15 protein-coding genes are annotated in these 21,259 nt (G+C 65.4%); 10 read left to right on the top strand and 5 right to left on the bottom strand.

What is annotated here, in order from left to right:
• Position 1 precedes the first annotated feature (1 nt).
• From ACVOK8_RS03410 to ACVOK8_RS03390, 5 genes are all read right to left on the bottom strand, one after another.
• A complete protein-coding gene (locus ACVOK8_RS03410) occupies positions 2-331 on the bottom strand; it encodes an STAS domain-containing protein (RefSeq protein WP_481565578.1) in 330 nt (109 codons plus the stop codon).
• On the bottom strand, positions 300-971 hold the full coding sequence (locus ACVOK8_RS03405; protein WP_481565577.1) for an MlaC/ttg2D family ABC transporter substrate-binding protein: 672 nt from the start codon (positions 969-971) through the stop codon (positions 300-302). Before ACVOK8_RS03405 ends, ACVOK8_RS03410 begins: the two co-directional genes overlap by 32 nt.
• Positions 968-1,492 carry an outer membrane lipid asymmetry maintenance protein MlaD gene (mlaD, locus tag ACVOK8_RS03400; RefSeq protein WP_481515439.1) on the bottom strand — a complete coding sequence of 175 codons (525 nt, stop codon included), beginning with the start codon at positions 1,490-1,492 and terminating at the stop codon, positions 968-970. The genes ACVOK8_RS03405 and mlaD overlap by 4 nt, the downstream gene beginning before the upstream one ends.
• Before the next feature lie 109 nt (positions 1,493-1,601).
• Positions 1,602-2,351 carry an MlaE family lipid ABC transporter permease subunit gene (locus tag ACVOK8_RS03395; RefSeq protein WP_057629957.1) on the bottom strand — a complete coding sequence of 250 codons (750 nt, stop codon included), beginning with the start codon at positions 2,349-2,351 and terminating at the stop codon, positions 1,602-1,604.
• Between the two features lie 187 nt (positions 2,352-2,538).
• Positions 2,539-3,336, bottom strand: a complete 798-nt coding sequence (locus ACVOK8_RS03390) for an ABC transporter ATP-binding protein (protein WP_481565576.1) — start codon at positions 3,334-3,336, stop codon at positions 2,539-2,541.
• Positions 3,337-3,561: 225 nt separating this feature from the next.
• Between ACVOK8_RS03390 and recC the strand changes: the two genes are divergently transcribed.
• The 10 genes from recC to ACVOK8_RS03340 all read left to right on the top strand — a co-directional run bounded on the left by recC (position 3,562) and on the right by ACVOK8_RS03340 (position 21,221).
• Positions 3,562-6,924 carry an exodeoxyribonuclease V subunit gamma gene (gene recC, locus ACVOK8_RS03385; RefSeq protein WP_481565575.1) on the top strand — a complete coding sequence of 1,121 codons (3,363 nt, stop codon included), beginning with the start codon at positions 3,562-3,564 and terminating at the stop codon, positions 6,922-6,924.
• Positions 6,921-10,547 (top strand): exodeoxyribonuclease V subunit beta, encoded by a 3,627-nt coding sequence (recB, locus tag ACVOK8_RS03380; RefSeq protein WP_481565574.1) that lies wholly within the window; start codon positions 6,921-6,923, stop codon positions 10,545-10,547. The genes recC and recB overlap by 4 nt, the downstream gene beginning before the upstream one ends.
• The gene (gene recD / locus ACVOK8_RS03375) at positions 10,544-12,505 is read left to right on the top strand and encodes an exodeoxyribonuclease V subunit alpha (protein WP_481565573.1); all 1,962 of its coding nucleotides are present in this window, start codon (positions 10,544-10,546) and stop codon (positions 12,503-12,505) included. The genes recB and recD overlap by 4 nt, the downstream gene beginning before the upstream one ends.
• 37 nt (positions 12,506-12,542) lie before the next feature.
• Positions 12,543-13,388, top strand: coding sequence for a DNA damage-inducible protein D (gene dinD / locus ACVOK8_RS03370; RefSeq protein WP_481565572.1), 846 nt, complete (start codon positions 12,543-12,545; stop codon positions 13,386-13,388).
• Between the two features lie 55 nt (positions 13,389-13,443).
• Positions 13,444-13,989 carry a DUF3828 domain-containing protein gene (locus ACVOK8_RS03365; protein WP_481565571.1) on the top strand — a complete coding sequence of 182 codons (546 nt, stop codon included), beginning with the start codon at positions 13,444-13,446 and terminating at the stop codon, positions 13,987-13,989.
• Between the two features lie 154 nt (positions 13,990-14,143).
• The gene (folE, locus tag ACVOK8_RS03360) at positions 14,144-14,743 is read left to right on the top strand and encodes a GTP cyclohydrolase I FolE (protein ID WP_303748099.1); all 600 of its coding nucleotides are present in this window, start codon (positions 14,144-14,146) and stop codon (positions 14,741-14,743) included.
• A 22-nt stretch (positions 14,744-14,765) separates the two neighbouring features.
• Complete coding sequence (locus tag ACVOK8_RS03355) at positions 14,766-16,235, top strand: DUF3375 domain-containing protein (RefSeq protein WP_481509075.1); 1,470 nt, start codon at positions 14,766-14,768, stop codon at positions 16,233-16,235.
• Positions 16,222-16,941 carry a DUF4194 domain-containing protein gene (locus ACVOK8_RS03350; RefSeq protein ID WP_481565570.1) on the top strand — a complete coding sequence of 240 codons (720 nt, stop codon included), beginning with the start codon at positions 16,222-16,224 and terminating at the stop codon, positions 16,939-16,941. Before ACVOK8_RS03355 ends, ACVOK8_RS03350 begins: the two co-directional genes overlap by 14 nt.
• A gap of 73 nt (positions 16,942-17,014) precedes the next feature.
• Entirely contained in the window at positions 17,015-20,575 is a 3,561-nt protein-coding gene (locus ACVOK8_RS03345; protein ID WP_481565569.1) for an ATP-binding protein, read from the top strand.
• A gap of 268 nt (positions 20,576-20,843) precedes the next feature.
• Positions 20,844-21,221 carry an MAPEG family protein gene (locus tag ACVOK8_RS03340; RefSeq protein WP_481565568.1) on the top strand — a complete coding sequence of 126 codons (378 nt, stop codon included), beginning with the start codon at positions 20,844-20,846 and terminating at the stop codon, positions 21,219-21,221.
• The last annotated feature ends 38 nt before the right edge of the window (positions 21,222-21,259 follow it).

Genomic DNA, 21,259 nt, shown 5'->3' with positions numbered 1-21,259 from the left:
GTCAGCTTCCTGCCGAGGAGGCATTGAAATCGAGGGACGGTGACAGCCGGTAGGCTGCGCACAGTTCGTCCAGACCAGCCGGGCTGCCGCTGACGTTGCCGCCACCGTGTGCCCGCAAACGTGCGGCCAGTTCACCGAGCAACGCCAAGCCGGCGCTGTCGATGCCATCAACCGCCGCCAGGTCGAGCTGGCGCACAGGAGTGAGCGCCCGCGTCAGCTGCGGCCACAGTGCAACCACCGCCTCGCGGTTGATCACGCCTGCCAGCAGCAGGGTGTCGCCCTCGGTGCGGAAGGTGGCGTTACTTGCCACGGGGAGCGGCCGGACCCGCATTGGCTTGCATGCTGCCGCTGCGCAGTTCGGTGGCGACCTGCTTGATCGACTTCTGCCGCAGCGGGGCGTCGAACTGGTTCTTGAAGGTCTGTACGTAGGAGATGCCTTCGATCATCACGTCGAAGATCTTCCACTGGCCGTCGACATTGCGCATCAGGTATTCGACCGGGGTCGGCTCGCTGCCGGCGCGGACCAGCTCGGTGGAAACCTTGACGCCGCGGTTGCCCGGCAGCGGCTGTTCGCTCTTGTAGCGGAAGCTGGGCTTGCCCTGGATATCGAGCAGGGCCGAGCCATAGCGCGACATCAGGTTGTCGGCCATGGCATCGGCGAACAGCTTGACGTCGGCATCGGCGGCGCCGCGGCCGTGCACGCCCAGCACCAGGCGGGCGGCGTAGTCGCGGTCGAAGGCGCGGCTCAGCTCGCCATCGATGTAGCTGCGCAGCGTTGCCGGGTTGGCGCGGAACTCAGCGCGACGGGTCTGCAGCGAATTGATGATGCGGGTGCTGGAATCCAGCACAGTGCGTGCGGCAGCCGAAGGCTGTGCGGCGGTGGCAGCCGCGCGCGTCTGTGCCAGCGTGACCGACGGTGCGGCGGCCAGCAGGACTGAGGCGAGCACGATGGTGAGCAGTTTCACTTTCATGGTTGCGGTTCCGTAGCAGGCGCGTCTGCGCCGGGGGTTTCATTTGCAGCCGCGCCGGTATTGCCGCCGCCGCTGAACATGTATTTGCCAACCAGCTGCAGCAGGTCTACCGCCGGCTGGGTGAAGACGATTTCATCACCGGACTTCAAGACGTCCGGGTCACCACCGGGCTGCAGGCCGATATAGCTTTCGCCCAACAGACCGCTGGTGAAGATGCCGGCGGAGGTGTCGGCGGGCAGGTCCTTGAACTTGCTGTCCAGCGACAGGGTCACGATGGAATCGTATTTAATCGGGTCCAGCTGAATGTCAGCTACTTGGCCGATCGTCACACCGCCAACCTTCACTGGCGCCTGCTTGCGCAGCTGGCCGATCTGGCTGAAACGGGCCTTCAGTTCATAGCCGCCACCGCCGGTGCCGAAGCGCTGGTTGGTGGAGGCGACGGCCAGCACCAGCAGCGAGGCCAGGGCCAGCAGCAGGAAGGCGCCGACGGAAAATTCGAGTCTGGGTCCACGGATGGCCATGTTGTGTCTCACTCCTGATCCATCTGGTGCTTCGCGAAGCGAAGCGGGTTGTTCGATTCTTTGTTTGATCCCCGCACACGGATGTGCGGGCTCTTGCGAGGGACTCGCATCATTGGAACAGCAGCGCCGACAGCACGAAGTTGAACATCAGCACCAGCAACGAGGCGTTCACCACCGCACGGGTGGTAGCCACCGAGGTGCCTTCGATGGTCGGCTCGGCATGGAAGCCGACATACGCCGCCACCAGCGCCGCGGTACCGCCGAAGATCGCCGACTTGAGCAGGGCCACGGCAAAGTCGTCCCAGAAGTCGACGCTGCCGCGCAGCCCCGACCAGAACGTGCCGTTGTCCTGGCCTAGGATGTGCACCGCTTCGAAGTAACCACCGGCGATGGCCAGCGAGCAGAAGATGCCGGTCAGCAGCGGCACGGTCAGCACCGCCGCCCAGAAGCGCGGCGCGACTGCCTTGGCGATCGGGTCGATGGCCATCAGCTCCAGCGCCTTGATCTGGTCGGTGGCCCGCATCAGGCCGAGTTCGGCGGCGATTGAGCTGCCGGCGCGGCCGATGAACAGCAGCGCGGTCAGCACCGGTGCCAGTTCGCGGTACAGCGACAGGCCAAGCAGGGTGGACAGCGCATCGGAAGCACCAAAGGTGGTGAGCGTGCGGTAGCCCTGCAGGGTCAGCACCAGGCCGACGAAGGCGCCGCCAACGGCGATGATCGGCAGCGAACGCGCGCCGATCTTGTAGATCTCGCGGGTCAGCTCGGCCAGGAAGTCGCGCGTTGGCAACGAGCCACGCAGCACCGTCAGCGAGAACAGCCCGGCACGGCCCAGCGAGCGGATGGAGGAGGTGAAGGGCATCAGGAAAGGGCTCCAGAAGCGCTGATCACGCTGGACGACACGTCCTTCTCCCGCAAGCGGGAGAAGGTGCCCGAAGGGCGGATGAGGGGAGCTTTTGCTCCACGTGCTTTAAAAGCGCCCTCACCCCAGCCCTCTCCCGCTGTGCGGGAGAGGGAGCAGGTATCAAACATCGCGTGCACGGTTGTCATCACGCGTTCTCCAACCCGTAATTACGCGTCGGTGCATCGAACGGAATCGGGCCATCCGGTTCGCCGTGCAGGAACTGCCGCACCAGTGGGTCGGTGCTGGCCTGCAATTCGTCCGGTGTGCCGGAGAACACGATGCCGCCATTGGCGATCACCACTGCCTGATCACTGATCGGAAGGGTCTCGTGGACATGGTGGCTGACGATGATGCTGGTCAGGCCGAGGCTGTCGTTCAAACGCTGGATCAGGCTCATGATCACGCCCGAGGCGATCGGGTCCAGCCCGGTCAGCGGCTCGTCGTAGATCATCAACGGCGGGTCCAGGGCCAGTGCACGGGCCAGTGCCACGCGCCGCGCCATGCCGCCGGACAGCTCGCGCGGCCAAGCATCGGCAGCGGCCAGCAGGCCAACCGCATGCAGCTTCATCTGCACCAGTCGATGCAGCACCGGCTCCGGCAACTTTGTATGCGCACGCAGCGGCAGCGCCACGTTGTCGGCCACGCTCAGGTCGGTCAGCAGGCCATTGCCCTGCAGCAGCACGCCGACGTTCTTGCGCATCTCCAGCAGATCGCGGTTGCCGTGCGGAATATCCTGACCAAACAGCTGCACAGTGCCGGATACCGGCCGCAACTCACCGGTCAGCGCCGCCAACATGGTTGACTTGCCGCTGCCCGAAGGACCGAGCACAGCGGTGATGCTGCCGCGCGGTACCTGCAGCGAAACGTCGCGCAGGATGGTGCGTCCGCCGCGATCGATTCGCACGTTGGACAACTGCACCAAGGGAGTCCGGGCTGAGGGCATGACGGCCTTTAACGGAAAACCAACGTTCTAGGATTGCCAGCAGCGCCTGAACATAAGCGTACTGGACCGTGCAGTATTGTCTCATTGTCAGCGCACAGCGCCATGCACAGCTTGGGGCTTTGTCAGCAACACAGTGTGCAGGGGATGGGAGAGTCAGCAGGTCTGGACTGTGCGCAATGCATTCATGTCTCGCCCCCTGCGATGCTGCTGCGGCAAGATGGCGTGATGAGCAATGCCCCCGATTTCCGCCTGTACCACTCCAATGCCCTGGATGTGTTGGCCCAGCTGTTGGCCCATGCGCTGCGCGAGCCGGCGCCCGGCCAGCCTTTGCTGGCTGCCGATATCGTCCTGATCCCGCAGGTTGCAATGCGCCGTTGGCTGCAGTCCACCCTGGCCGCCGAATATGGCGTGTCGGCCAATCTGGAATTCCTGACCCCCGGCGAGTTCGTTGCCAAAGCACTGAAGGCTAATGTGCCGGGTGAGCGCGATGATCTGGGCGCGACCGGGCTGCACTGGCGTTTGTATGGGGCGTTGACCGACAGCAGCTTGATGCAGAAACCGGCGATGGCCGGGCTGCGTGCCTACCTGGATCGCGATGATCCGCTGCGTCCGTGGGCGCTGGCCGCCGAGCTGGGCGGGGTGTTCGAGAAGTACCAGGCCTGGCGCCGCGACTGGCTGCTCCGCTGGGAGGACGGTGCCGAGCCGGACGACCCGCAGGCCATCCTCTGGCGGCATATCGCTGGTGGCCAGAACTACCGCGCACGGCGAATCAACGATTACCTGGCCCGCTTTGAAGGCGAGCACCAGCCCTTGCCGCAAGGGCTGCCGCAGCGGCTGTTCGCTTTCGCCACGCTCAACGTCTCGCCGGACGTGCTGCGGGTGATCGCCACCCAAGCGCGGGTTGGCACGCTGCACTTCTATATGCCGACGCCAACGCGTTCCTATTGGGGGGACCTGCAGACGCTGAAGGAAAAGCTGCGCAGCGGCCTCGCCGAGCCGTTCGGTATCGAGGCCGGCGAAAACCCGCTGCTGCAGGCCTGGGGCGAAGCCGGCCGTGACTTCATGGCGGTGCTGGGCGACTACGAAGTGGTGCACCCCAGCGGCGAAATCGCTGCCTATGTCGATCCGGAAAGCATTCCCGTGCCCGGTATGGATGACGGCGGGCTTGGCGACAGCCTGCTGCATCGCCTGCAGACCGACCTGTTCCACCGCCGCGCGCTGCCCTCGCCGCCGTTGCGCGAGGCGTTGCGGGTGGACGACCCCAGCATCCAGATCCATGCCTGCCACACCCGCCTGCGCGAGATGCAGGTGTTGCACGACCAGCTGCGCGCGCTGCTGGAAGACCAACGTTTCGACCCACCACTGCAGCCGCGCGAGATCGCGGTATTGGCGCCGGATATCGATCCCTACGTGCCCTACCTGGAATCGGTGTTTGGCGGCCGTGGCGGCAACGATGCGCATATTCCGTGGGCGCTGGCCGATGCCAGTCCGCTGCAGGGCGAGCCACTGGCCGAGGTGTTCGTGCAGCTGCTGGGCCTGCCGGTGTCGCGTTTCGGCCTCAATGAAATCCTCGACCTGCTGTCCAGCGCGCCGCTGGCGGCCGCCTCCGGTCTGGACGCGGCTGCGTTCGAACGCCTGCACGGTTGGCTGCAGGCCGCCGGCGCGCGCTGGGGCCTGGATGCTGGCCATCGTAAGCAGCATCAGGCGCCGGCAGACGATGCCTACACCTGGCAGTTCGCGCTGGATCGGCTGCTGCTCGGCCACGCCAGCGGCAGCGATGAGGACATTGCTGGTGTCGCGCCGTGGCCGGAACTGGAAGGCGGTGGGTTGGCTGCACTGGATGCGCTGATCCGTCTGCTGCGCGTTCTCGCTCGCCACCAGAAAACCCTGGCCGAAGCGCTGACTCCAAACCAATGGCGCGAGCGCCTGCTCGGCTTGTTGCTGGCGCTGTTGCCGGAAACCCCGACCGAACCGTCCGCCGTGCGCGCGCTGGACCGCCTGCGCAAGCTGGTCAACGAATTCGCCGAAGAAGCCAACAGCGCCGGTTTCGACGCGCCGGTGCCGGCTGAAGTAGTACGCGCACATTTCGCCTCGGTGCTGTCGGAAGCCGATACCCGCGCGCCGCTGCTGACCGGCGGCATCAGCTTCGGCCGCATGGTGCCGATGCGCCTGTTGCCGTTCCGGGTGATCTGCGTGCTGGGTTTGAACGACGGTGATTTCCCACGCCGCGATCCGGCAGCTGGCCTGAGCCGGCTCACCGCCGAGCTGGGCACTGAGCGCCGTCGCTATGGCGACCGCTCGCTGCGCGAGGACGACCGCTTCCTGTTCCTGCAGCTGTTCGCCTCGGCGCAGGACGTGTTCTACCTGAGCTATCTCGGCGCCGATGCCCGCGACGGCAGTGTGCGCGAGCCCTCGGTGCTGGTCAGCGAACTGGTCAACGCGTCGTCGGCGTATCACTTGGATAGCGCTGCCGCGCGCAAGCAACTGGTGGTGCGGCACCCGCTGCAGCCGTTCGCCCCGGCGGCATTTGGCGGCGATGGCGAGCCGCGTCGTTTCAGTTACCGGCGCCAGTGGCATCCGGCCGCCAACGCGGTCGGCGGCAGCCGGCAACGGCTGGCGCCATGGTTCGATGGCCCGCTGAATGCACCGCTGCCCAGCGCGCTCAATGACGACAGCCTGTCGCTGGATGCCCTGCGGCGTTTCATCAGTGACCCGGCCGCGCAGTTCCTGAATCAGCGCCTGGGCCTACGGCTGGCGGGTGAAATCGATGACAGCGAAGACATCGAGCCGCTGCTGGTACCCAGTGGCGGTCGCCTGCATTCGTCCTTGCAGCAACACGTACTCAGTGCCCTGCTGGAGGGCCACGAAGCTGGTCTGTACCAGCGGTTGCGTGCCCGCGCGTTGTTGCCTTCCGGTGCGCTTGGGCGGCAGCAGTTCGAACGCATGCTCAGCCGCATCCGGCCCTGCGCGGAAACGTTTTCGCAGTGGTACGACGGCCAGCCGCTGGGCTCGCAACGTTACGAAGTTCAGCTGGATGGCGTGCGCCTGCATGGGCGCGTCGAGCAGATTCATCCACAGGGGCTGGTTCGCCTGCAGGCGGGGTCGCCAGGGGTGGCGTATGTGCTGCGCGGCGGCCTGGATTGGCTGCTGGTGAACGCTGCCGGTGTGCCGACATCGATGCTGCAGTTCCATGACAACGGGCAGGCTGGCTATGGCCCGCATCGGCTTCCAGAGCTCTCTGCAGAGGCTGCACAGGAAGCCCTGAAAGCCTTGCTGCGTCTGCGTTTCGAAGGAATGCAGGCGCCGCTGCTGTTCGCTCCCTACACCGGTTGGGAGATCTACAACGCCGACGATGACAAACGCGAAAACGCCGCACAGGCGCGCTGGTACGGCAGTGAACACAGCTGGGGCGAGCGCAACGGCGAAGCCCTGCAATTGGCCTTGCGCGGTACTGATCCGTTCGCTTCGCCAAGCACTACTCACAGATTTATCCACAACGCCTTGTTGATATTTACCGCGCTACGCGAGGGCCGCGTTTTGCCCGATTTCGACGCTGAAACCGATGCCATGAACGGAGCCGGCGCATGAGCACCGAAGCGCTGCAGCAGGACCCGTACCTGCACCTGCCGTTGGACGGCCTGCGCCTGATCGAGGCCAGTGCCGGCACCGGCAAGACCTTCACCCTGGCCACGCTGTTCACCCGGCTGGTGGTGGAGCAGGGCCTGCGCATGGGCCAGATCCTGGCCGTCACCTTCACCGACGCCGCAACCCAGGAGCTGCGCAAGCGCATCCGCGAGCGCCTGGAACTGGCTGCGCGCGTGGTCGACAGCGCGCCGGACGACAAGGACAGCCCTGAAACCACGCTCACCCGCGACATCCTGCAGCGCCACCTGCAGCAGGGTGCGGAAAGTGCCGCACAACTGGGCCGGCGCCTGCGCATCGCCGCCGAAGAAACCGACCTGGCCTCGATCTTCACCATCCACGGCTTCTGTACCCGCGTTCTGGGCGAATACGCCCTGGAGAGCGGACACACCTTTGCCGCGCCCGAGTTGTTGGCCAATACCCGCGAACTGCATGCCGAACTGGCTGCCGATCTGTGGCGTCTGCACGCAGGGCAGGGCGAGCATCTCGAAGCGCTGCTCGGCCTGTGGAAAAGTCCGGACGCACTGGCCCGGGATCTGCCTGCGTTGGCTGCCGAGCTGCCACTTCATCCACAGCCACCGCAGACCCTGATCGAAGACACACGCCCGTTCCGCGACGCCGCTGCGCAGCGTCTTGCTGCCGGCATCGCCGAGCATGGCGACACCTATCTGCAGCAGCTGCGTGGCGCGCTGGAAGGTGGCATCCTCAACAAGTCCAGCTACAAGTCCGACTGGATCGAGTCGCTGTTCCAGCAACTGCTGCAGTGGAGCCGCCACCCCGATCCGACTGCCGAGCTGGACGAACGTCTGGAGCGGCTGACGCTGGACGTGCTCACTGCCAAGACCAACAAGGCCAAGGCCGGCAGCACCCCGCAATCGCCGCTGCAGCCACTGATCGCCGACTACCTGCAGGCGTTGGCGCAGGTGACACAGTGGCAGCGCCAGCAGTCGATCGTGTTGTTGCACCAGTTGCGCAACGAGGTTCGTCAGCGGCTTGCCCAGCTCAAGCAGCTGCGCCGCCAGCAGACTTACGACGACCTGATCGACAACGTCGCCAACGCCTTGCACAGCCCGCATGGCGCGCATCTGGCCGAACGTCTGCGTGCGCAGTACCGCTTCGCCCTGGTCGACGAGTTCCAGGACACCGACCCGCGCCAGTGGGACATCTTCCGCCGCGTATTCGCGGCCGATGACGGCGATGCCGCGCTGTTCCTGATCGGCGACCCCAAGCAGGCCATCTACGGCTTCCGTGGCGGCGACGTGCATACCTATCTGCAGGCCAAGGCATTGGCCGAAGCCGCACCCGCACTGGACCGCAACTTCCGCTCGCGTCCAGGCGTGCTGCGTGCGATCCAGGCCTTGTACGACAACGCCGGCCCCGAGGCATTCCTCGACGAGCGCATCCAGTTCGAGCCGGTCTTGCCGGGCAGCAAGCGCAGCGATGCCGACTATCTGTTCGACGGAAAGCCAGCTCCGGCGCTGACCCTGCAGCTGATTGCAGGCGGCGTCGACGGCAAGCCGCTGAAGGCCGATGCCTCGCGCGACGCCGCCACCGCCGCCTGCGTGGCAGATATCCACAAGGTGCTCAGTGCCGCCCGCGAAGAACGCGCGCTGGTCGATGGCAAGCCCGTGCAGCCGGGCGACATCGCCGTGCTGGTGCGCTCGCACAAAGAAGCCTCACGCGTGCAGCAGGCCCTGGCCGCGCTCGGCATCCCGGCGGTAGCTGCAGGCAAGCAAAGCCTGTTCGCCAGCGCCGAGGCGCACGAACTGCGCTTGCTGTTGCTGGCCCTGCTGCAGCCGGCCGACGAAGGCCGCCTGCGTGCCGCGCTTGCCACCGTGCTGCTGGGCGAAAGCGCAGCCGCCATCGCCGCGATGGAACATGAAGGCGAACAACAGCGCCTGCACCAGGAACGCCTGCTGCAATGGCGGGAGCGCTGGCAGCGTGGCGGCGTGCTCGCCCTGCTATCGGACCTGTGTGCCGAACAGGCCGAGCGCTTGTTGCTGTTGATCGACGGTGAGCGCCGCCTCACCAACTACCTGCAGCTGGCCGAAGCCCTGCAGGAAGCCAGCAACCGCAGCATCGGCCTGCACGGCCTGCTCGATTGGCTGCAGGCACAGATCGCGCACGCCGATGAAGGCGACGAAGCGCAGTTGCTGCGGCTGGAATCGGACGCCCGCCGTGTGCAGATCATCACCCTGCACAAGAGCAAGGGCCTGGAGTACCCGCTGGTCTATCTGCCCTTTGTCGGCATCGCCACCAATGCGCCGGACAGCAGCAACCATCGCACCGTGCATGACGGCGAACAGCGCGTGTTGCACTGGAAGATCGACAAGGAAGACCCGGACTGGAAGGCCGTCGGCCAGCAGGTCAATGCCGATGAGGAGGCCGAAACCGCGCGTCTGCTCTACGTCGGCCTGACCCGCGCCGAGCATGCGCTGTGGATAAGTGGCGGTGCCTTGACTGGCTTGGCGACCTCGCGGCTCGGGCCGATGCTGCAGGGCTTGCCCGAGCATGCCGATATCCAGGTGATCGAAGTCGACAGCGGCCCGGCGCCGACGCGCCTGCCGCCCGAACGCGAACAGGCCTTGCCGCCGGTGCGCGAGGTGCGCCGCAGCGTGCCGCACGACTGGTGGGTCTACAGCTTCACCCAGCTCGCCCATGCCGAAGGTGGCCACGACACTGCCGCCGCCGCCACCGAGGACAGCGGCGGTGCCGCCGATGAACCGGCACAGGTCGACGTCGATGCCGAGCCGGCCAATGAAGCCGCCACCGCACAGCCGGAGGTATTCGATCCGCGTTTTGCCGGCAGCCGCTTCGGTAACGTGCTGCATGCCGCGCTGGAGAACGTCGACTTCGGCGTCTGGCGCGACTGGCAGCCCGGCCAAGCCGCGCCGGAAGGTCAGGCCGAGATCATCGCCAAGGCGATGCGCGCCGACGGTTACATCGATGAAGAGATCGAAGACGGCGTAGCGCTGCTGGCCGAGCTGATCGGCCAGACCCTGACCGTCACCCTGCCCGAAGGCGGTGCCCTGCATTCGCTGGATGAAGGCGAGCGCCGCGCCGAAATCGAGTTCCACTTCGCCATGCAGTCGACCACGGTGCCGGCACTGCTGCGTGTGCTGCATGCACACGGGGTGGTGCGCGGCCGTAACGGCTTCGGCCTGCGCCGTCAGCTGGAAGGGCTGATGACCGGCAAGATCGACCTTACCTACGTCCGCGACGGGCGTTGGTACGTGCTCGATTACAAATCCAACCGCTTGCCGGATTACGCCCCGGCGCAGCTGGACGCAGCCATGCGCCACAGCGAATACGACCTGCAGGCGCTGATCTACACCGTGGCCCTGCACCGCTGGCTGCGTTTCCGCATCGGTGCCGGTTACGACTATGCGCGTGACTTCGGTGGCATCCGTTACCTGTTCTGCCGTGGACTGGATGCAACGCGTCCGCAGTCGCCGGGCCTGTACGCGCACAACTTCGCCCCGGAGCTGGTGCATGCGGTGGATGAATTGTTTGCCGGTGGCCGCGACGGCCACGCGGCCTTGTTGGCACGACTGGGAGGCGAGGCATGAGCCTGCTGGCCGCATTGAACAAAGCCGGCGCGCTGCGCGCGCTGGACCATGCCTTGGCGCAGAGCCTGCGGCGGCTGGATGCGGAAACGCCGGATACCGTGCTGGCTGCTGCGGCCTTGGCCTCGCTGGCGGTATCGCAGGGGCATGCGGGCTTTGATCCGACCCAGCCGCAGCGATTGGTGGATGCCGGTGTGGAATGGCCGGCTGCCGAGGAATGGATTGCGCAGCTTGCGTCGTCCAAATGGATATCCACAGCTGTGGATAACAGCCTGGAGTCGCAGCAGGCGCCGCTGGTGTGGGAGAACGGGCTGCTGTATCTGCGCCGGTATCGCGAGTACGAGCGCCGCCTGGCGACGGGTCTGCAGCGGATCGGGCAGACACCGGTTGTTGGTGGTGATGTGGCCGGATTGGCAGCGGTGTTTGCTTGCTTGTTTCCTGGGCAGGCAGCGCCGCAAGAACCACAGACCTCAGCGCAGCCTGATCTCTTCCTTCTCCCGCCTGCGGGAGATCAAAGGGCCTGTCCCCGCGAAGGTGGGGATGCCCGAAGGGCGGATGAGGGGAAGCTTTTAGACCACCAAGCAAGAGCGGCAGCCACCGCCCTGCGCCACAACCTGCTGCTGGTCACCGGCGGCCCTGGCACCGGCAAGACCACCACCATCACCCGCCTGCTGGTGCTGCTGGCCGCACAGGCGCAGGCCATAAACCAACCAGCACCGCGCGTCGCCCTGGCAGCGCCAACCGGCCGCGCCGCCGAGCGCATGGCCGAAAGCCTGCGCCATGCCCTGCAGAAGCTTTCGGCGGAAGGCATCGACAGCGCCCTGTGCGAGCAACTGCCGAGCACCGGCACCACCTTGCACCGCCTGCTCGGCGTGATCCCCGATTCACCACGCTTCCGCCACCACGCCGACAACCCGTTGCCCTATGACGTCATCGTGGTCGACGAAGCCTCGATGATCGACCTGCCACTGATGACCAAGCTGGTCGAAGCCATCGCCGCCGGCACCCGCTTGGTGCTGCTCGGCGACCCGGACCAGCTGCCCTCGGTGGAAGCCGGCGACGTGCTCAGCGCCATCCTGCGCGCCGCCGGCGATGGCCAGCGCACCACTGCAACGGACGCCGAAGCGCTCCGCCCGCTGCTGGGCGAATTGCCAGCGGATGCTGTTGAAACCAAGCCCGCCGACTTCGCCGGTGCCCGCGTGCAGCTGAAGCGCGGCTACCGCCAGAGCGAAGCCCTGCAGCTCGCACCACTGGCCAGCGCGATGCGCGACGGCGATGCGGTGCAGGCGTTGCAGCTGCTGCGCGACGACCAACTGACCGGCGTGCACTTCCACGAAGGTGATATCGATCCGCTGCAGGCCTGGCGCGAGCCGCTGCAGCAGTACTGGCAGGCCCTGGCCGATGCGGCCACGCCGGCCGACGCGCTGGCCTTGGCCGGCCGCATGCGTCTGCTCACCGCCGTACGCGAAGGCCCGCAGGGCGCACGTGGACTCAACGCCCGCATCGAAGACCTGCTGGCCGGCACCCGTGGCCGCGCGCTGGGCCCGGGCTGGTTCCACGGGCGCCTGCTGATCATTGGCGAGAACAGCTACCGCCATCGCCTGTTCAACGGCGACGTCGGCATCTGCCTGCGTGATGGCGACGGCCGCGGGGTCAGCGCCTGGTTCCCCGGCGACGACCCGGCCAACCCACGTGCCTTCCACCCGGCGGCCTTACCGCTGCACGAAAGCGCCTTCGCCATGACCGTGCACAAGGCGCAGGGCTCGGAGTTCGATCAGGTCTGGCTGCAATTGCCACGCCGCGACAACCGCGTGCTCAGCCGCGAGCTGCTCTACACCGGCATCACCCGCGCCAGGAACGGTCTGCATCTGGCTGGAAGCGCCGAGGTGATCGAAGCGTCGCTGGCCCGCCATGCCAGCCGCTGGTCCGGCTTGGCGCAACGTTTGAAAGGGTCGTTATGATCCCCAGTGTGGATTCCGGATGGAAAGGAGGCCGGTAGTGAAAACGGATTTTGTGCAGGCGCTCACGCGTGACTTTGAAGCACATGCGGAACGGACGGACGGTGGTGTGGAATTCTGGTTGGCCAGAGATCTCCAGCATCTGCTGGGTTACGCCGAATGGCGCAACTTTTCGAGCACGGTCATATCCAAGGCGAAGACGGCATGCGAGGTCTCCGGGCATGCCATCGAAGACCATTTTGTTGACGTCAACAAAATGGTTGATCTGGGCTCCGGAAGCCAGCGGGATGTCGAGGACATGATGTTGACCCGCTACGCCTGCTACCTGGTTGCCCAGAACGGAGATTCACGAAAGCAACAGATTGCCTTCGCCCAGACTTACTTCGCAATGCAGACCCGCCGCGCGGAGCTCATCGAGCAGCGTTTGCTGGAAAATGAGCGTGTTGAAGCCCGGCGCAAGTTGAGTGAGACGGAAAAAGAACTCTCCAGCGTGATCTTTCAACAGACAGGCGGCAACCAGGATTTCGCGTTGATCCGCAGCAAGGGCGACACCGCTTTTTTTGGCAGGAACACGCAGGAGATGAAGGTTCGCTGGAGTGTTCCGGCGAACAGGCCGCTTGCTGACTTCGCTCCGACGTTGTTGCTGAAGGCGAAGGACTTTGCCACGGAGATCACCATCCACAACGCGAAAGGCAAGCAGATGGTCAGCGAGCTCGAGATATCGACCGAGCATGTGACCAACAACAAAGCGGTACGTCAGACACTGCTGGCTCGCGGAATCGCTCCGGAAGATATTCCTCCCGCTGAAGACGTTAAGAAAGTGGAACGCCGCCTGGTTGCTGATGAGAAAAAGGCGCTGAAGAAGCCAGATACTCTTGATGACTGATGCGTTGTCGCTTTCAGCACCAGAAACCCGGCCACGGAACACCGCAAGGACGCATATGAAAACCTTGGCAACCACGACGCTGCTGCTCCTGGCCCTGACCGGCTGCAACAAGGACGCACCTGCCACTGCCATACCCGCAGCAACCCCGGCCACGGCCGGTACCAATGCCCAGGACATCAGCAACGCCCGCAGCTTCCTCAGCCACATCTACGCCGGCTACCACCCGGATGCCGGGCTGGACGCCATCCTCCCCGACGAAGAGGTCTACACGCCGGGTCTGATTGCCGCGATGCAGGCCAATAGCGACGCGTACGCCGGCGAAGTCGGCTATCTGGACGGCGATCCGCTTTGTGACTGTCAGGACACCGCGCAGGACCTGCGCCAGCTCAGCTTCGACATCCAGCCACTGGCCGGCGGCCAACTGCGCGCCAGCACCCAGCTCGACGACCCCCAGCACCCCTTGCAACTGCAGTTGACCCTGCAGCGCCACGGCGGCAGCTGGCGCATCGCCGATATCGCCAACGCGCGTGCGCCCAGCCTGTTGCAGGCGCTGGAGCGCGATACCGCCACGGCCAAGCGGGCCGCAGGGCCGGCAGATTGAACCGGCGGATCGGCCGGCTTTCAAAAATCCCATGTAAAACAATGAAATAGATTCTCCGTGTCCGGCTCGCCGGAGCCGGTCAAGGCGCCGTAAATGCTCCTCCACAGCCCCGGCTGGTAGCATGTCCACCCCGTAATCCAAGCGCAGTTCTGTAATGGCCGATCCCAAGAACCCGTCCGTCACCCAAGCCCAGGCCGAAGACGCCGTGCGCACCCTGCTGCGCTGGGCCGGTGAAGATCCCTCCCGCGAAGGCCTGCTCGACACCCCGCGGCGGGTAGCCGAGGCCTATGGCGACTGGTTCAAGGGCTATAACGACGACCCGCGCGAGTACCTGGCCCGTACCTTCGAGGAAGTGGCCGGCTACGACGAAATGATCGTGCTGCGCGACATCGAGTACGAAAGCCACTGCGAGCACCACATGGCGCCGATCATCGGCCGTGTGCACGTCGGCTACATCCCCAACGGCCGCGTGGTCGGCATCTCCAAGCTGGCGCGTGTGGTCGAGGCCTATGCGCGGCGCTTCCAGGTGCAGGAGAAGATGACCGCGCAGATCGCCGACGTCATCCAGGACGTGCTGCAGCCGATGGGCGTGGGCATCGTGGTGGAAGGCGCACATGAGTGCATGACCACCCGCGGCATCCACAAGCGTGGCGTCAGCATGGTCACCTCGCGCATGCGCGGCACCTTCCATGACGACGCGCGCACCCGCGCCGAGTTCCTGCGTTTCATCGAAGTCGGCCACGCCCGACGCTGAGCCCAGGGATCGCACGCGCTCGATGAAGTACCGCCAACGTATCGCCGGCTACCAGCGTCTGCGCGAGCAGCCGCTATGGAAACTGCTGGCCTCCGACCGTGCGCCGGTGTTGGTGGGCCTGTTGCAGGGCCTGCTGCTGGAAGCGGACCGTCGCATCCCCGGCTCCATCCTCGCCGAGCGCCTGCAGCAGCAGCTGGACACGCTCAATGGCGAGGAGCTTGAGGTCGAGCTGCCGCGCACCGCACCGGCCTACATCGCCTACTGGCTGGCCCAGGGCTGGCTGGTACGGCGCCTGCCTGAAGGCGCGAGCGAAGAGGAATACGAACTGTCGCGGCACGCCGTGCAGGCGATTCGCTTCATCGCCGGCATCGAGCACAACGCCAGCCTGGCCACCGAAAGCCGGCTGGCGATGGTGATGCAGCAGATCTCGCAGCTGGCCCAGCAAACCGAGGCCGATCCGGAAGCACGGCTGGCCGCGCTCAAGGCCGAGCGCGATCGCATCGATGCCGAGATCGCCCAGGTGTCCACCGGCAAGGTCAGCGCGCTGGATGGCAAGCGCGCGCTGGAACGCACCCGCGACGTGATCCGCCTGGCCGATGACCTGGCCGAGGACTTCCGCCGCGTGCGCGATGACTTCGAACAGCTCAACCGCCGCTTCCGCGAACGCATCATCGACGACGAAGGCGCACGCGGCGACGTGCTCGACCGCCTGTTCAACGGCGTCGATGTGATCGGCGAATCCGATGCCGGGCGCAGTTTCCAGGCGTTCTGGGACCTGCTCAATGATCCGCGCCGCAGCGGTGAACTCGACGCCGCGCTGGACACCGTGCTCAACCGTGGCTTCACCCGCAAGCTGGACCGCAACGAGCGCAACTTCCTGCGCAACTTCACCAGCACCTTGCTGGAACGCGGCGGCCAGGTGCACGAGGTGATGCAGCATTTCGCCCGCAGCCTGCGTGGCTTCGTGCAGAGCCGCGGTTATCTGGAACAGCGCCGTCTCAACCAGCTGCTCAAGCAGGCGCAGGGCCAGGCCCTGCAGCTGCGCGATGAAGTGCGGCCGACCGCGCCCACCGGCTTCGTGTTGCCGCTGTCATCGGCGCGTGTGCGCTCGATCGGCCAATGGCGCCTGCACGACCCGCGCACGCATCAGGTCGACACCTCCATCTATTACGCCGAAGCCGCCGAGATCACCCTCGACAGCGTTGGTGATCTGGTCGCGCAGTCGGAGATCGACGTGCGCACGCTGAAAGACAATCTCTTCATGCTGCTGGGCTCACGCCCGCGCCTGAGCATCTCGCAGGTATTGCGCGAGCGGCCGGCGCGGCAGGGCCTGGGTAGCGTGATCGGCTATCTCTCCATCGGCACCCGCCATGGCAAGGTGATGACCGACCAACTCGAAACCGTGGAATGGACTGGCGGTGACGGCGTGGTGCGACGCGCCCGCGTACCGCTGATCTGGTTCCTCAAGGAAAGACGCGATGAACTGGTCTGAGACCGAAACCGATAGCGAAGCCACCAGCGCGCCCGTCGCGCCGGCACCCACTACGTTGAGCGGTGGCGCCTTGTTCGTCGGCGACAGCGGCCGACTGCCGGTCGATGCACGCCGCGCGCTGTGCCTGTTGCTGGCCGGCCCCAGCGTCGACGCCCAGCGCCAGCCGGCGCAATGGGCCGCTCTGCTGCGCAATGAAGACGAAGTACGCAGCCTGCTGTGCGAGCTGTTCCTGGAACTGGTGCTGGACCGTGATGGCGGCGTCGCCTTCACCCGCCAGTTCGATACTGCCGAACTCGACTCGCCCAACCTGCTGCGTGCTGCACCGCTGACCTTCATCGAGTCGGTGCTGCTGTTGTTCCTGCGCCAGCAGCTGGCCGAGGCCGATACCCGCGGCGAACGCGCGGTGGTAGCCGAGTTCCAGCTGGTGGAAGCGATGAGCATCTACCAGAAGAACGTCTCCACCGACCAGGCCGGCTATGGCAAGCGCGTCACCGCTGCCATTGCCAAGATGCGTGAGAACCAGCTGCTGTCCAAGCTGCGCGGCAGCGAGGACCGCTACGAAGTATCACCGGCACTGAAGCTGCTGTTCTCGGCCGAGGACGTGCAGGTGCTGGTCGAGGCCTACCGCCAGTTGCGCGACGGCGATGCCGTCGCTGACGCGGTTGCCGAAGATGAAGACAACAACAACGGCGCTGCCGCCGAATGATGCCTGGCACCCACGCCACGCTGACCAGAATGACCACCGCTGCGCCTTGCGTGGCGGCTGAAGGATGAGCCGTATGGAAACCACGTCCCACACCCTGCTTCCCAATGCCGCGTTGTTCAACGACCCGGCCAGCGATGCCCGCGCGAACCAGTTCCGCATGCGCCGTTTGCAGGTGCTCAACTGGGGTACGTTCTCCGGCCTGACCGAAGTACCGATCGCTGAGCGTGGCTTCCTGTTCGTCGGCCGCTCCGGCTCGGGCAAGTCGACCCTGCTCGATGGCATGAGCGCACTGCTGACGCCGCCAAGCATCGTCGACTTCAACGCCGCCGCGCGCGAGGCAGAACGCTCCGGCCGCGATCGCTCGCTGGTGTCGTATGTGCGCGGCGCCTGGGCCGACCAGCAGGACAGCGAGTCCGGCGAGATCGCCACGCAGTACCTGCGCAAGGGCGCCACCTGGAGTGCATTGGCGCTGGAATACCTCAATGCCCGCGGCGACGCGGTATCGATCGTACGGCTGTTCTGGATCGCTGGCGCCGGTACCTCGGCCAATGACGTGCGCAAGCACTACATGGTGATCCCGCGTCGCTTCGACCTGGCCACCGAGATGGAAGGCTTCGACCTGGACCTGCGCAAGCTGCGCGGTCGCTTGGGCGAAGATGTCGGCCACTTCGACAGCTTCACCGGTTATGCCGAGCGCTTCCGTCATCTGCTGGGCATCGGCAATGACATGGCGCTGCGCCTGCTGCACAAGACCCAGTCGGCCAAGAACCTTGGCGACCTCAACGGCTTCCTGCGTGGCTTCATGTTGGAAGAGCCGCGTACCTTCGAAGCAGCCGACCGTCTGGTCGATGACTTCGCTGAACTCGATGGCGCTCACCACGCCGTGGTCACCGCGCGCCGCCAGGTGGAAACGCTGACCCCTGCGCGTGATTTCCATCAGGACTTGATGACGCTGCGCAAGGGCGTGGCGACGCTGCGTGACCTGCAGATCGGCATTGACGGTTTCCGCGAGGAAAAGCGCCTGGAGCTGGTCAACGAGCGGCTGAAAGAAGTGGAAATGCTCGACCGCGGCCTGATGGGCGAGGAAGGGCAGCGCCGGCAATCGCTGGACAACCACGAACAGAAGCTGGTCGAACTGGAACGCCAGCAGCGCGAGCAGGGCGGCGAGCGTGTCGACGAACTCGAACGTGAGCGCACCCGCGTCGAGCGCGAAGTCGAAGAGCGCAGCCGTCGTCGCAAGCAGTTGGAAGGCGCCTGCCGCCAGCTCGGCATGGCCCTGGCCGAAACCGCCAGTGGATTCTCCGAGCAGGTTGAGCAGGCGCGTGCCTTGATCGACGGCACCAAGTCTGGCGCCGGTACCGTGGACGATGCCATTGCCGAGCGCATGGCCGAGCGCCGCGATGACGAAAAGCGTTTCGCCGCATTGCGGGTGGAGCTGGAGTCGCTGAAGGCTACGCCGAGCTCGATCCCGGCACCGCTGCAGCAGCTGCGTGCACGACTGTGCGATGACACCGGCCTGTCCGAGTCCGCGCTGCCGTTCGTCGGTGAGTTGATCCAGGTGCGCGAAGACCAGATTGGCTGGCGCGGTGCGATTGAGCGCGTGTTGCATGGCTTCGCGCAATCGCTGCTGGTCGACGAGAAGAACCACCAGCAGGTCGCCGAGTGGGCCAACCGTACCCACCTGGGCACCAAGCTGGTGTACTTCCGCATCCGCGACAACGAGCTGCTGCATGCACGCGAGCCGGAAAAGCGTTCGCTGATCCACAAGCTGCAGCTGCGCGATCATCCGTACGGCGACTGGGTCTATAACGAACTGCAGCGCCGCTTTGATTACACCTGCGTGGAAAGCGCCGGCCAGCTGCGCAGCGAAGACCGTGCACTGACCCGCGAAGGCCAGATCAAGCACCCGGGCGACCGCTACGAGAAGGACGACCGTCATGCGGTCAACGATCGCAAGCGCTGGATGCTCGGCCACGACAACCGCGACAAGCGTCGCGTGTTCGAGCGCGAAGGCCAGGAACTCGCGCAGCGCATCGCCCGCAGCGAAGCCGACGTGGCGATGCTGCGCAAGCAGCGCGAAAGCGGGCAGGAAAAGCAGCTGGCTGCGCACTCGTTGATCGAGCGCGACTGGGACGAAATCGATGTCGGCCCGCGCCTGCAGCGCCTGAGCGATATCGACGAGCAGCTGGTCGACCTGCGCGAAGGTGACACGGCACTGGCGCGCATCGGTCAGCAGATCGAATTGACCCGCGGCTTGCGTGACCAGGGCAAGCGCACCTATGAAGATGTGCGGCTGGAACGTGGTCAGTTCTCGCGCGAGCGCGCCCGCCTGGAGCAGCTGCGTGACAACGGCCAGGCGCGCGTCGCCAGCGCGCCGCTGACCGAGCTGCAGCGCGAAGGTCTGGAAGAGCGTTTGAACATCCTGCCGGGCTTGAACCTGGAGAGCCTGGAAAGCCACTTCCGCGTGGTCGAACGCGGGCTGGCCGAGGAGCTCGGCAGCAGCCAGGGTCGCGATGCCAAGCTGACCCAGCATCTGCTCGATTGCTTCCGCAAATACACCCAGCAGTGGCCGGAAGACTCCGGCGACTTCACCGTGTCGCTGACCAGTGCCGACGATTTCCTTGCACGTTTGACCCGCCTTGAGAGTGACGGTCTGCCGCGCCACGAAGGCCGCTTCTTCGAGTTGCTGCAGACCCAGAGCAAGAACAACCTGCTGGCCCTGCAGCGGCATACCGCCGAAGCGCACAAGGCGATCAAGCAGCGCATGGACGAGGTCAACGCCTCGCTGGAGCAGGTGGCATTCAACCGCGGCACCGTGCTGGCCATCGACGTGCACGACCGGCGTCTGCCGGAAGTACAGGATTTCCAGCTGCAGCTGCGCGCGGTGCTGACCCATCAGCAAACCGAAGACCGTTCGCTGGCCGAATCGCAGTTCAATGTGCTGCGCGAGCTGGTGCGTCGTCTCGGCGCGCAGGAACCGGAGCTGCGTCGCTGGCGCGAGCAGGTGCTCGACGTGCGTCTGCATGTGGAGTTCATTGGCGTCGAGTTGGATGCCGACACCCGCGAGCAGGTCGAAATCTATCGCAGCGGCGCCGGCAAGTCCGGTGGTCAGCGCCAGAAGCTGGCGACTACCTGTCTTGCGGCCGCGTTGCGCTACCAGCTCGGTGGTGAGGACGGCGAGCTGCCACGCTACGCCGCGGTGGTATTGGACGAAGCCTTCGACAAGGCCGATAACGAATTCACCGCCTTGGCGATGAACATCTTCGAGAACTTCGGTTTCCAGATGGTGGTGGCCACCCCGCTGAAGTCGGTGATGACGCTGGAGCCGTTCATCGGTGGCGCCTGCTTCGTCGAGATCAGCGGCCGCCACGATTCGGGCGTACTGCTGATCGAGTACGACGACGAAGGCAATCGCCTGAAGCTGCCGGCGCGCGCGCGCGGTGCAATGGCGCAGGCCAGTGCGGAAGATGCGGTGGATGTGCCGGTTGCGGCTGAGGCACCGGCCGCGTCCAGTGCAGCTGCTGATGCCGAGCTTGAAGCGCCGGTTGCTGAAGCTGCAGTGGAAGCGGAAGCCAAGCCTTCGGTGAAGAAAGCTGCGAAGAAGGCTTCGACGAAGAAGAATATTCCGGCCTGACGGTCGGGAAGCGAGATTTTCCCTATTGTCAGGGTCGCCAGGCTTTTTCTTCTCCCGCTTGCGGGGGAAGGTGCCCGAAGGGCGGATGGGGGGAGCTTTTGACGTTGCTTTGGCTGGCGCATCGAGCCAAAGCCAAAGCCAAAGCCAAAGTACCCCTCCCCAACCCTCCCCTTGGCCTTCGGCCAAAGGGAGGGAGCACAGCCAAAGCAAAGCCAGTGCTGCGCTTGTTACCCTCCCATAACCCAATACACGCGCAACGGACATCAGCATGCATTACGTGGAAATCATCACCGCCTTGGTTGTGCTGCAATACTTGTTCTTCATTGTGCAGGTCGGCCGCGCGCGTGGCCGCTACGGCGTAAAAGCGCCCGCCGTTACCGGCCACGAAGGCTTCGAGCGCGTATACCGCGTGCAGATGAATACCTTGGAGCTGATGGTCGCGCTGCTGCCAAGCATGCTGATCGCCGCACGCTTCTGGCCAGCCGAATGGGTGGCAGGTATTGGTGCGGTGTACCTGGTCGGCCGCTTCATTTACTGGCGTGCCTACGTCGGCAACCCGTCCAGCCGCGGCCTGGGTTTCGGCTTGTCGATGCTGCCGGTGCTGGTACTGCTGCTGATGGCGCTCGCTGGCGCGTTCCTGCGCTGAGCAATCCTGCTTTTGTAGGAGCGGCGTAAGCCGCGAAG

This window comes from Stenotrophomonas sp. STEN083, from assembly GCF_056759195.1.
The sequence above is the reverse complement of the archived record's forward strand: the minus strand, read 5'-3'. Positions and strand labels throughout refer to the sequence as shown.